Source organism: Deltaproteobacteria bacterium (genome assembly GCA_016178705.1).
Lineage (GTDB): Bacteria > Desulfobacterota > Binatia > HRBIN30 > JACQVA1 > JACOST01.
Genome location: JACOST010000011.1, coordinates 225,613 through 237,910 on the forward strand (window position 1 = coordinate 225,613; position 12,298 = coordinate 237,910).

Sequence of the window (12,298 nt, forward strand, 5' to 3'; positions counted from 1 at the left end):
AGGGGACTGGACTCGGTGCAGCTCACCTCGTTCTTCCCCTGCCGCCTGGAGACGGCTGTCCCGTCCGCCGATCAATGCCCCTGAGGGTTGCGGGCGAGAGAAACACCTCTCTGCAGCGCTCGCACACTTCCGCGGCCACGTTGATTAAAAGGTGTCGCCCACCCCATTGATGCGCATGTTCGATTCGCCGCCGGCGGAGTGCTCCCTTGCAGTAGAAGCAGATCTTCATGTCCGACTCCGCCTTCCGACCCCCTCGCCCCCTGGGAGAGGGTTGGGGTGAGGGCTCCTCAAAGCATCGACGATTCGTTCCAACACCGCCTCCACGTTCTTCAACACCTGATCGTCCCAGAATCGCAACACTCGATAGCCTTGAGTTTCCAGATACGCCGTCCTCGCGTCGTCGCGTGCAACATTCACCGCATGTTGACTGCCGTCAAGCTCGATGACGAGGTGTTGCTCGTCGCAACCGAAATCGGCGAAGTATCGGCCGATGGGATGCTGTCGGCGGAACTTCGCGCCGTTGACTTGGCCTCGGCGGAGCTTCTGCCACAGTTTCTGCTCGGCGTCGGTTTGGCTGCGGCGGAGTGTCCGCGCTCGGTTGCGTTGCTGGATGGTGATCGAGGGATGCGCGGTCTTTGTCACGGAGCCCTCACCCTAGCCCTCTCCCAGGGGGCGAGGGAACCGGAGCGGCACTCCAAAGGCAAACATCAAACAGACACCGGTGTCCATTGCTCTGCCCCGATATTCTGTTCCGCCCCCTCGCCCTTTGGGAGAGGGTTGGGGTGAGGGCTCCGGCGTGAGGGCTCACGCTGCGATTGCCTCGTTGACCTTGTGCAGCAACTCTTCCAGCTTGCCGCCGAAGGCACGATTCGCGGGACGCCAACCGCCTTCGCGCGTGAACACCGGTACGATCTGAAAGTCATCGGGCGCGATCGTCAGGTTCTCGATCAAGTGTGCGCGAATGCGATCGAGCCATTGGCGCTGCTCGTCGGTGAACTGCTGACCGGCGTTGATCTGCGCGAGAGCGCGATCAACCCGCTCCGCCGCGGTGAGCAAGGGCTCCTGCACGTCCGCGGCGTGCTTCACCATCGAGATGATGTCGACCAAGGCCTTGCCGTAGCGCGCGGCGTGCGCCTTCTGGAGATTGTCCTCGGTGAACCGCCACTGCACGGCGCTGAGTTTGCGCCGCAGTTCGAACAGCGCCTCGGTGCTCCAGCCTTGCGGACGATCGAGCAGAATGCCGATCGCGTCGATCTCGTCTTGTTTCTCTGCCACGAAGCGCGCGAAGGCGGTGAGGTAGTCGTCGGGTTTGTACTCCTTGCCGGCCGCGTCGCGGATGAGGATGTCGGAGCTGACGATGTCCTCGGTCTCTACCGCGACAACGAAGACGCGCGGCGGTCGCGGATAGTTCACCAGCAAGTCTTGGAAGGCCGGATCACGCAGCAACTTCATCGTGCCGGTGAAGTCGTCCGCCAGCGCCGTTGGGAGTTGCTTGGCAAAGCGCCCGAGGTCACCATCCTCAACGTAAGCGGCGAACAGCTCGCGCGCTTCGGCGGACATCTCCTTGTTGACGCGATGCAACCGTTTGATCAGGCAGCGGTCGTTGTACGGGCGATTCCGGTTGTTCCAAATGTCGTCGATGATCTCTTGAATCGTGCGCGACGGCTTCTCGGGCGGATCCGCAGTGAAGGCCGACGCGCTCTTGAAGTAGGCCAGCAGCGAGCCGTCGAAGCAATCGAAGACGGTGAAGTGCGACTTGTCGGGAAACTTCTCGCCCTTGCGCGTGCCGCGGCCGAGCATCTGCTCGAAAAGAATGCGCGACTTCACCGGGCGCAGGAAGACGATGAACTCGAGGTCGGGAATATCGACACCGGTGGAGAGCATGTCGACGGACACAACGATGCCGGGTTCGGGACGATTGCGGAACTCTCGAATCCGCTGCAGCGGGCGATCGACCGTCGCGCTGCCGGTGATCTTCTGCACGAACGCATCGCCGCGGCCGAATGTGTCCCGGCAAATGCCGACGAGTTGGTCGGCGTGCGAGATGTGCGGCAGGTCGTTCACCGCGAAGATCAGTGTTTTCGGAAGGCGCCCGTACTGCTGCTCGTGGGCGAGCGCGTGGCGCTTCACTTCCTCGATGATCTTGCGATTCGAGTCGGGCGAGGTGACACGCTGCTCGATCTCGGTCGTGTCGAATTGACGCTCGTCTTCGAGTAAGTCGAGCTGCCCGGTACCAGAGGTCTGATCGATCAGCTCGACTTGCTCGCCTTCGCGGAGGAACACGCCGTTGAGGCGCACGTCCGACTTGATCGTCACGACATCATAGTCGACGAGGTAGCCCTCGCGGACGGCACGTTCATATTCGTAGCGGTACACGATCTCGTTGAAGTACGCCTTGGTGTGAGCGGCGGGCGTGGCCGTCAGGCCGATCTTGATCGCATCGAAATGGTCCAGCGTGTTGCGCCACATCGACAGCTCGGCGGTGGTGTAGCCGCGGTGGCACTCGTCGGCGATGATCACGTCGAAGGCGTGAATCGGGATGTCGAGCTTGTCCGCGTCGTCGTCCGATTCTTCGTCACCGAGAGCGAACGCCGCGCCGCGACCGAAGAGATTGATGGCCATGCGCTGAATCGTGCAGACGTACACGAACGCGTGACCCGGCTGCGGATCGAGGAGATAGCTAGCGGGCAGGACCTTCGGATCGAACTTCTCATCCTCGCCAAGGTCTTCACGGCGAAAGCGTTGGCTGTAGACTTCGTAGATGTTGGTGAACTTCAAGCCGGGCTCGGGCTCGAAGGACGCGAAGGTGCGCACCGCTTGCGCCGCGAGCGCGCGGCGATCGACGAGAAACAGAATCCGCCGGCCGACGCCGGACTTCATCAGCCGATAGGCCTGATTCACCATGGTCACGGTCTTGCCCGTGCCGGTGGCCATGGCAAGCAGCATCTGTCGCTTGCGACTGGCGATGGCTTGTTCGACCGCGGCGTTCGCGTCGATCTGGTAGGGACGCAGCCATTGGTGACTATTCGCATTGGCGGTGAACCAGGCGCAGGCCGCTTCAAAATCGCGCTGGAGCAATTCCCGCAACGCGCCCGGTGTGTGGAAGCCGGCAATCCGGCGCGAGGCGTTCAGTTGGTAGCGAACATCGTGGTACCAGATGACCTCGCCGTTGGTGGAGTAGAGAAACGGTACACGGTATCCGCGAAAGTTGAACGGGCTGTCAGTCGCTCCGCGCGAGTAGCGCTCGGCCTGAACGAGCACGTTCTGCGGTCCGAGGCTCAGCTTCTTCGCCTCGACGATACCGAGCGCCTGTCCGTCGGCGCACAGGGCGTAGTCGGCCGGGCCTGTGTCCGTTGGATATTCTTCGAGGGCGTGGCGCTGGTAAAAGCGCGCCGGGCGCACCGCACCCTTGCGGACGATTTCCCAACCGGCACCGGTGATCCGCTTGTCGATGCGGGTCCGGCGGGTGCGCGCTTCAGACTCGTCGTGCGGCTTGCTACTCATGCGATATCACGCTCGTCGGTTCTTAGGGTGGCAGTCGCCGGGTTGTCAATGAAACCGCGAACCGCGCCAGCGCGTCCGTCGCCTTTCCCTGTGCCGACGGGATTGTTAGACTCGCAACGAAAGGAGGACTGATGGCCATCAAACAGATCGCGCCCGCGGAAGCGCATGAGTTGATCGGTAAGGGCTACCGTTACCTCGATGTCCGCACGGAGGCGGAGTTCGCCGCCGGCCATCCAGCCACCGCGGTCAACGTGCCGGTGTTCGTGCGGGACGCCGCCAGCGGACAGATGGCCCCGAATCCGGAGTTTCTCGCCGTGGTCGAACAACACTTCCCGAAGGATGCCGCGGTGGTGATCGGGTGCATGTCGGGGATGCGCTCGCAACGCGCGGCGGAGATGATGGCGAGCGCCGGGTTTGTCGATCTCTGCAACATGCAAGGCGGCTTCGGCGGTGCGCGTGATCAGTCGGGGCGCCTGATCACGCCCGGTTGGGCAGAGGCCGGCTTGCCGGTGTGCAAAGATTGCGGAGCGCAGAACACCTACGCCGGGTTGCGGGCATCTTCTCCCTCTCCCTCTGGGAGAGGGCGGGAGTGAAGGCTGCCAATGGCGATTCGAATCACGCGCGTCTACACGCGCGGCGGTGACAAGGGCAAGACCGCATTGGTCGGCGGCAAACGCGTCCCTAAGGATTCCCCGCGCATCGCCGCCTACGGGAGCGTCGACGAACTCAACGCCATCGTCGGCCTGGCGCGCACGTTCAACGCCGACGGCGCCGCCCGCGCGCATCAACGCCGCCTGGAGGACTTGCTCAAACGCATGCAGAATCAGCTCTTCGACCTTGGCAGTGAGTTGGCCACACCGCCGGACGCAGCGTACGAGGGCATGTACCGCATCAGTGCGGACGACGTGAAGGCCTTGGAAGGCGAAATCGATGGTCTGCAGACTGAACTGACTCCACTGAACTCGTTCATTCTTCCCGGCGGCGGCAAGGTCAGCGCCTTCTTGCACCAGGCGCGCACCGTATGCCGGCGCGCCGAGCGCGACATCCTCCGTCTCAGCCGCGACGAGACCGTCGGCGACTTCGTCCTGCCGTGGGTCAATCGCCTCAGCGATCTGCTGTTCGTGCTATCGCGCTGGGTCAGCAAGCAACTCGGCGAGCCGGAGTTTCTCTGGGAGCGCGGCCTGCGTGGCCATGAACGCAAACGTAAAGGAGCCTGATCCATGTCGTCACTCTACTTCAAGCAACTCCCACTCGGCCCGATGCAGAACTTCGCCTATCTCATCGGCGACCCGCTCACGCACAAGGCCGCGGTGGTGGACGCGGCATGGGACATCGATCGCATTCTCGCAGTCGCCGCAGAGGACGACATGCAGATCACGGCGGCGCTGGTCACGCACTTCCACCCCGATCACCTCGGCGGCAAGATGATGGGGCACAGCATCCAAGGCGCCACTGATTTGCTGGCCCGCAACCTCGATCTGAAAGTGTATCTACACAAGAGCGAAGCGGACTTCGCCAACCAGATCGCCGGGCTGTCGGCATCCGATATGGTTTCGGTCGAGAGCGGCGACGACCTGGCCGTGGGCAACGTGACGATCAAGTTCATTCACACGCCAGGCCACACGCCTGGCTCGCAGTGCTTCTTAGTCGACGGCCACTTGGTGTCGGGAGACACCCTGTTCATCGGGTCGTGTGGGCGCGTGGATCTACCCGGCAGCGATCCGGCGCAGCTCTACGACAGTCTGGTCAACAAGTTGAAACGGTTGCCTGACAACACGGTGCTCTATCCCGGCCACGACTACTCCGACCGGCCCACCTCGACGATCGGCGACGAGAAGCGCCGCAATCTTTACATGCGCTTCGAGCGGCTCGAAGATTTTCTCAACATGATGGGATACTGATCGTCGAACGCTCGCGTGAGCGTTTGCACGAAGTGCTGTCGATACGTGTCTTGCTGTTGCCGGCGTGCGGTGGCCATACCGTGTAGCCGGTCGCGCTTGTGGATCACCCAGTCGCGAAAGGTCGGCATGTCGAACGCGCCGAGGAGGCGCAGGCAGGCCGCGTAGTGGCGGCTGCCGCGCGCGAAGAAGTCCGCGGTCACCTGTGAAGTGGCGACTCGGCTGCGCAGTGCGGCGAGTGTCACGGGAACGGCGCGGCGTGCTTCCTGGGGCCGCAAGTGGAGTTGAAGGAAGTAGGTCCACCGCCCGCCGCGGAAGTCCTCTTCCCAATCGACCGCGTCGTCGAGGTACTGCATGCCGACGAGGTAATGGTCGAGCAAGGCCACCACGCGGCGAACCGCCGGCGGCGGCGCGCCACCGAGCAATGCGACCGCGACGGCGGTGATCCGACAAACCGCCGTCTTGGCGGCGGAGTCGCGCGCGTAGTGCGAATGCGTGTAGGCCGGCCGGCGGCCGATCCACAACACCGGCTCGGTGCTGTGGCCATCGACGTACTCGCTCACGTCGCGTCGGAAGCGGCGCCAGAAGTCGGCACGCGGCCCCACCGTTGTGCCTAGCAAGGCGTGTATCTCACCCTCCACCGCGTAGCGCAGCAGATTCGTGTCGCGCGCGAAGGCGAGCTGGCGATCGTTGAGGCGGTCGTCGATCAGCGCGAGGAGGATGATGAGAACGTGGGCGACTCCGAGCTGTTCCAGCGTCGCGCGCGGGACCGAGGGGAACGCCTCGGCGATCAGGAAGGGCAACGCGCGGAACACCGGTGTTCCGTACACGTCGCGCCACGTGCGCCAGCGTGGCTGCGGCGAGAAGCTCATTGCGTGCGGCAGCGCGCGGGCAACCTCGCGCAGTGTTGGGGGCAACGCGCTGCGCAGCCAGCGCCGGTAGAGGTGATCGATGCGGTCGTCGAACGCTCTGAGTGCCGGTGTTGCGGCCGCGTCGCTCATAGCGTCCAGCGTCGCTGCCACGTCGCCAGCAGCGTTTGGTGAAAGCGCTGATGATCGCGATGGATCACCAGCGCGCGTCGCGCCCATTCGTCACGCTGGCGCGCCGCCCACGTCCGCAACGTCGGCATCGGCAATCCATCGAGCAGCGTTGCGCAACGCCCGAAATGGTGGCTAGCACGCTGAAGAAATTCGACGCCGGTATCGCTCAGGTGCACCCGGCTTCGTAATTCGGCGACCGGCACGCGCTCTCGCCGTCGCCATTCGTGAGCCGTCAGGTGCCGGCGCACGAAGTACGTCGGCCGGCCGCGGCGATAGTCCTCTTCCCAATCGTCGACGTCGTCCACGTATTGCAACCCGATGACACACTCATCGACGGCACGTGTGATGCGCGTCTGAACCGACGTCGAGGCGCCGCCGAGGATCGCGACCGCGAGCGCCGACAACCGGGCCGGTGCCAGCTTGCCCGCCGCCGCGCGCGCGTAGCGCGCGTGCGAATCGTCCTCCGCCCTGCCACCTCTCCAGTCCGCGGCCTCCCGCACGTGCGCCACGGCATAGTCGCGCAGTGCCTGCCGCGCTGCGCGCCAGTAGCCGGCGTGCGTCCCGACGACCTCGCTCAGGCGTGCTTGCATCTCCGCTTCCATACTGCGCTTGAGTAGATTCAGGTCGCGGCTGAACGCGACATCGTCGTCGTTGAGTCGGTCGTCAAGAAACGCCAGCGCCAGACACAAGACGTGCGCCAGCCCGAGACGGCGCAGGTGTACGGGCGTGACCGTCGGGAACGCCTCGGCCACGGCGCCGGGCAGCGTGCGTGTGATGGGGTTGTGGAACACCGCGCGCCAGGTGCGCCAGCGTGGCTGCGGCGAGAGTCGAAGTTGGTGGGGCAGCGCAAACGCGTGGGCGCGCAAATCGCGCGTTAGCGCATTGGTCGCCCAGCGCCGAAACTCGCGATCGATCTGGCGGTCGTACGCGGCCAGGCCGCGCCCGGCCTCAGTAATTGCGGGTCTCCGGTCCGTAGATCGAAAGCGTGGCGTTCTCAGCTTTGCTGGCCAGCTTGCGCGCGGCCACACACTGCTCCGGTGTCGGCAGTTTGCGGATGCCGGCCTTCTTCAACCAGTCAGTGAGCTCGGCGTGCTTGGCCGGCTTGTAGTGATGGAACCGATTCACGGCTTCCCAGAAAAAATCCTCACCCTTCATTTTCTTGGTGCCCTTTACCATCGCGGTGAGGATTTCGTACATCGCCGAGTGCGGCATGCTCGTTCGTGTCGCCATGATCCCCTCCTGCTTTGCAATGACGTGATAGGACTCTTTTCATAAACACTCGCGCGTCGTCAAGCGCGACACGTCCTACCTAGGCAATTGATGTTGGACATAATGTCATGACGGGCAACAGCTTGTTCTGGGCGTCGGCTGGCACTATGATTCGCCGCGCCTGATGCCCGACACTACTCAACTGAACGATTGGCGCGCGATCCTGCAGCGGCTCGCCATCGGGATCGTGCTCGCGGCGGCGGTGATCGTGGCCGCGCGGGCCGCTGGCCGCATCGGCAGCGCCGTCCCCGGGTTCTGCCTGTCGGAAGACCTCCGGTTCATGCGGGTTGGTGATCCCGTTTGGCCTGCTCTGCAACACGGGCTGTTCAAAGCGCGTGACCGAGTCGTCGGGCTGATGGTGGATGATCACGTTCGACGACTCCATCACCCCAGCGAACTGGTCGACCTGGTCGCTGGCCTACCCGTGGGAACCGCGGTTACGTACGAAGTCGAGCGGGGATCCGAACGAGTGGCGGTGACGGTTCCGACCGCGCGTTTCTCAGTGCTGAGTTTTCTTGCGGTATACGGCTGCGCGGTCGCGCCGACGTTGATAGCGTTGGCGCTGGCCTTGTGGGCGGTGCGGCGGCAATCGCAACACCCGGCCGCGGCGCGTTTCCTGGTGCTGACCGTGGTCTCCTATGCTGGCGGCCTCGCGTTGTGTGAGAGCGCGATCGATGGTCGCTTCGGTCGGTTGTTCTCGCTGTCGTTCTACGTACTCGCGGCCGCGTTCATAAACCTCGCTCTCGATTTCCCGCGACGACGCGCGATCGTAGCGCGCTGGCCCTGGCTCCCGGGCGCGAATCTCGCGCTCTGGACGGCACTCGGCCTGTGGGTCAATACCCACTCGTTCCACAACGCCGACGTGCGCGCCGCATGGGCCGATATGGACGGCTTGCTGATGGCGAGCAGCATGATTTTCCTCGGGGCCGCTACCGCTTACAGCTATTGGGTATGGGACGATCGTGAGGCACGCGAGCGCGCGCGGGTCGCGTTGATCGGATACGCCGCCGTGCCGCCGATGCTGGGGGTCATGATGCTGCCCGGCTATCTCACCGGTGCGGTGTTACCGGCCAACTTGTTTTTCCCGCTGACCCTGGTGATGAACGCATGCCTCGCCTACGCGATCGTGCGCGGGAACGTTTTCGAGCTGCGCCATGTGCTGCGCCGCGGCTCGCTCACCGGCGCGCTGGGTGTGTTCTGGGCGGTGGTGTTCTTCACCGCCGCGATTGTGGTGGATGAGTTCATGACTGCGGGCAGCCCACTGGGTCGCGCGGTACAAGCGGCGCTGGTGGTGACCGCCGGGTTGGGATTCGCCGCCACCCGTGTCGGATTGGAACGGCTCATCGATCGGTTCTTCTTCCGAACACGCGCCGTCTTCAAACCCGTCATCCACGAACTCAGCGCGAGCTTTACTCGGCTGCTGCGCGCCGAGGATGTGATGCAGCGAACGCAAGCCATCGTGCAAGACAAACTGGGTGCGACGCATCTTGAGGTCATCAGTCTCGACGCGACAGCACCCACCACCACGCTGCCCGTGCAACCGCTGTTCAGCGCGCTACGTGAGGGCGCGCGGCCCATCGCACGCGGCACGGACGCGGCGGCAACTCGCATCCTCGAGGCGTGCGGCGCCGAGGTCGCGGTGCCCATTGCCTTCGAAGGACAATTGCGCGCGGTCATGCTGCTCGGGCGCAAACGCAGCGGCGAGTTGTATACGTCGGAGGACCTCGACCTGCTGGCAACGATCGCCAACCAGGCGGCGAGCGCGCTGGAGAATGCCGCGTCCTTCGAGCAACTCGATCGCTTGCGGCAGAACTTGGAAGCCGAAGTGGAAGCGCGCACGCGCGAATTGAAGGACGCGCAGTCGCAACTCGTGCAGGCGGAGAAAATGGCGTCGCTCGGGCAGTTGGTCGCGGGCGTCGCGCACGAGCTGAACAACCCGCTCGCTGCCGTCGACGGCAATCTGGCCGTGCTCCACGACTATGTCAGTCGCCTGCGCGAGGCGCTGCGCGCGTATGAACAGACGGCGCCTGCGGCCACCGAGGCGTTCGCCGCGGTCCGTCGCCAACTCGAACTAGACGTGGTGTTGGGCGACATCGATCACTTGCTCGCCACCTGCACAGAAGGCAGCAACCGAGCCCGGCGCATCGTCCGCGACCTGCGCACCTTCTCCCGTCTCGATGAAGCCGAACTCAAACGCGTCGACCTCAACGAGGCGATTGACATCACGCTCAACCTGCTCCGTCACCGCGTCTGCGGCACCGTCCGCGTCGAGACCACCCTAGCTCCGGTACCGCCCGTGGAGTGCTACGCCAGCCAAGTCAACCAAGTGTTTCTGAATCTGCTCACCAATGCGTTCGACGCCGTCGAAGCTGGCGAGGGTGGGCTGGTACACATCGCCACGCGCCCGTATCGCAACGGGGCCGACGCGGTCGAGATCGAAGTCCATGATACGGGCCCCGGCATTCCGCCCGAGCTGCGCGCCCGCATCTTCGATCCGTTCTTTACTACCAAGCCGGTGGGCAAGGGCACCGGGTTAGGGCTGAGCATTTCGTACTCAATCGTCGCCAAGCATGGCGGCCAACTGTGGCTCGATCCAGACTCGTCATCCGGCTGCACGTTTCATGTCGTGCTGCCGACCCGCCCGCGAGCGGAACCGGCCAAGGCCGCCGCTAGCCAGCCGACCACACTCTAGGATAGAGAACCCCGCGTGGCGCATGAGGGGGCCAGCGGCGTCGCCGCCAGCGAGCAGCGACCGCGCATCCTAGTGGTGGAAGACGATCGCAGCGTGCTCGATACGGTGGTGCGCACGCTGCGGCTCGATCACTACGAGATTCTCGCGGCGTTGAGCGGTGAAGAGGCTTTGCGCCTGCTCGAGACCCACGGCGAGGTGGCCGTCATCATCGCTGACCAGCGCATGCCCGGCATGAGCGGTACCGATTTCCTGCACCGCACGATCGATCGCTATCCCGACACGATCCGCGTCATCCTGACCGGCTACACCGACATCGAGTCGCTGGTCGAGGCGATCAACGCCGGGCGCGTCTATCGGTACCTCACCAAGCCGTGGGAGACGCCGGAGCTGCGCATGACCGTGCGCAACGCCATCGAGGCCTACACGCTCGTGCTGGAGAACAAGCGCCTCACCCGCGAGCTGCGCGAGGCGAACGAGCGGCTGCGCGGTGAGGTCAACGTCCTGCGTCGGGACGCGGTGGCACGCTATCAAGCTGAGAACCTGATCGGGACCAGTGCGGCGATGCAAGCGGTTCACCGCCTGGTGCAGCGCGCCGCCGCGAGCGAGATTCCGGTGTTGATCGCGGGCGAAACCGGCACCGGCAAGGAACTGATCGCGCAAGCCATCCACTACGCGGGGCCGCGCCACGATGCGCTGTTCGTGCCGCAGAACTGCGCCGCGGTGCCGCATGAGTTGCTGGAGAGCATTCTGTTCGGGCACCGCAAGGGTGCCTTCACGGGTGCCGCCAGCGATCAAAAGGGTCTGTTCGAAGTGGCGGATGGTGGCACCATTTTCCTCGACGAGATCGGCGAGATGAGTCCGGCAATGCAAGCCAAGCTGCTGCGCGTGCTGCAGGAAGGTGAGTACCTGCGCGTCGGCGACACCGCCGCGCGCCGCGTCGACGTGCGCGTGATTTCGGCCACCAATCGTAATCTCGCGCAAGAGATCCGCGCCGGCCACTTTCGCGAGGATCTCTACTACCGCATCAATACGTTTGAGATCGCGGTGCCACCTCTGCGCGATCGGCGTGAGGACATTCCGCTGTTGGCCACGCACATCCTCGCGGAATGGGAGCGCGAGAGTGGGCACCGGCTCAACGGGATCAGCGACGAGGCGATGGAGGCGTTGACGGAATACGCCTTCCCCGGCAACGTCCGCGAATTACAGAACGAGATCAAACGTGCGGCCACTCTCGCCGACGACGGCGAGCCGATCGTCAGGAGTCTGTTGTCGGCGCGGCTGCAGCAATCGGCGGCCGACGATGTCAGCACCGATCTGCGCGCCGCCGTCCGTGAATTCGAGCGCCAGTTCCTCACCACGCTCCTCAACCGCAACCAGTCGAATATTTCGCAGACGGCTCGCGATCTGGGGATGACCCGTGCGGGCCTCCAGCGCAAACTCAAGGAACTGAGCATTGCGGTCGAGCGATAACGACCTGCCAATTTCGCGAAGCACCCTGCTACCTCGGCGTGGCAGGGACAGCCGTTGGTCGCTGGCGTGGTGATGCGCCCGGAGTGGGCGCTCCGCATGGCACCGTTCTTGGGTTCACTCCTGGATGGTTGATTCCGGCACGGGATCACCGGAACGAAGGGAGTACCGATGGCATATCACGCTGAAGGCTACGTCACACCGCGCGAGTTTCCCGTGAGCGAAGACGACGTGTCGACCGCGCCCAGTCCCTTGATCGGCTGCGTCGCCGGAGTGCTGCTGAGCGCGGCGTTGTGGGTCGTGATCGGCTGTGGGGTCGTGGTCCTGCGCCTCCTCAAGCTCGGCTGAAAAACGTTCTGCGTACGTCGGCGCCGCCATCGGAGGCAGACGTACGCGCGTGCTCGTAGTCCCGCTTGCGAGTCCCCACT

At 64.3% G+C, this 12,298-nt stretch carries 12 protein-coding genes; 6 read left to right on the plus strand and 6 right to left on the minus strand.

Translation table 11 applies throughout. The features are described 5' to 3' along the window. Positions 1 to 22 precede the first annotated feature (22 nt). From HYR72_06820 to HYR72_06830, 3 genes are all read right to left on the minus strand, one after another. Positions 23 to 229: a YgiT-type zinc finger protein gene (locus tag HYR72_06820; protein MBI1814671.1), complete on the minus strand. Its 207-nt coding sequence runs from the start codon at positions 227 to 229 to the stop codon at positions 23 to 25. Continuing rightward, positions 226 to 618, minus strand: coding sequence for a DUF559 domain-containing protein (locus tag HYR72_06825; GenBank protein ID MBI1814672.1), 393 nt, complete (start codon positions 616 to 618; stop codon positions 226 to 228). Before HYR72_06825 ends, HYR72_06820 begins: the two co-directional genes overlap by 4 nt. A 186-nt stretch (positions 619 to 804) precedes the next feature. Next, entirely contained in the window at positions 805 to 3,504 is a 2,700-nt protein-coding gene (locus HYR72_06830; protein ID MBI1814673.1) for a DEAD/DEAH box helicase family protein, read from the minus strand. Positions 3,505 to 3,632: 128 nt separating this feature from the next. On the opposite strand from HYR72_06830, the gene HYR72_06835 reads away from it, so the two are divergent. From HYR72_06835 to HYR72_06845, 3 genes are read left to right on the plus strand one after another with little or no spacing between them, the layout of a single operon-like run. Beyond that, positions 3,633 to 4,097, plus strand: coding sequence for a rhodanese-like domain-containing protein (locus HYR72_06835; protein MBI1814674.1), 465 nt, complete (start codon positions 3,633 to 3,635; stop codon positions 4,095 to 4,097). Between the two features lie 9 nt (positions 4,098 to 4,106). After that, complete coding sequence (locus tag HYR72_06840; GenBank protein MBI1814675.1) at positions 4,107 to 4,721, plus strand: cob(I)yrinic acid a,c-diamide adenosyltransferase; 615 nt, start codon at positions 4,107 to 4,109, stop codon at positions 4,719 to 4,721. A gap of 3 nt (positions 4,722 to 4,724) precedes the next feature. Further along, positions 4,725 to 5,405, plus strand: coding sequence for an MBL fold metallo-hydrolase (locus HYR72_06845; GenBank protein ID MBI1814676.1), 681 nt, complete (start codon positions 4,725 to 4,727; stop codon positions 5,403 to 5,405). On the opposite strand, the gene HYR72_06850 is transcribed toward HYR72_06845, so the two are convergent. From HYR72_06850 to HYR72_06860, 3 genes are all read right to left on the minus strand, one after another. Continuing rightward, the gene (locus tag HYR72_06850; protein MBI1814677.1) at positions 5,354 to 6,403 is read right to left on the minus strand and encodes a hypothetical protein; all 1,050 of its coding nucleotides are present in this window, start codon (positions 6,401 to 6,403) and stop codon (positions 5,354 to 5,356) included. The genes HYR72_06845 and HYR72_06850 overlap by 52 nt on opposite strands. Next, positions 6,400 to 7,308 (minus strand): hypothetical protein, encoded by a 909-nt coding sequence (locus HYR72_06855; protein MBI1814678.1) that lies wholly within the window; start codon positions 7,306 to 7,308, stop codon positions 6,400 to 6,402. The genes HYR72_06850 and HYR72_06855 overlap by 4 nt, the downstream gene beginning before the upstream one ends. A gap of 82 nt (positions 7,309 to 7,390) precedes the next feature. Next, on the minus strand, positions 7,391 to 7,672 hold the full coding sequence (locus tag HYR72_06860; protein ID MBI1814679.1) for a hypothetical protein: 282 nt from the start codon (positions 7,670 to 7,672) through the stop codon (positions 7,391 to 7,393). A 163-nt stretch (positions 7,673 to 7,835) separates the two neighbouring features. Here HYR72_06860 and HYR72_06865 point away from each other — a divergent pair, with 163 nt between their 5' ends. The 3 genes from HYR72_06865 (at position 7,836) to HYR72_06875 (ending at position 12,218) form a co-directional block, all read left to right on the plus strand. Beyond that, positions 7,836 to 10,403: a GAF domain-containing protein gene (locus HYR72_06865; GenBank protein ID MBI1814680.1), complete on the plus strand. Its 2,568-nt coding sequence runs from the start codon at positions 7,836 to 7,838 to the stop codon at positions 10,401 to 10,403. 15 nt (positions 10,404 to 10,418) lie between these two features. Then, the gene (locus HYR72_06870; GenBank protein ID MBI1814681.1) at positions 10,419 to 11,873 is read left to right on the plus strand and encodes a sigma-54-dependent Fis family transcriptional regulator; all 1,455 of its coding nucleotides are present in this window, start codon (positions 10,419 to 10,421) and stop codon (positions 11,871 to 11,873) included. A gap of 168 nt (positions 11,874 to 12,041) precedes the next feature. Continuing rightward, positions 12,042 to 12,218: a hypothetical protein gene (locus HYR72_06875; GenBank protein ID MBI1814682.1), complete on the plus strand. Its 177-nt coding sequence runs from the start codon at positions 12,042 to 12,044 to the stop codon at positions 12,216 to 12,218. Positions 12,219 to 12,298 lie beyond the last annotated feature (80 nt).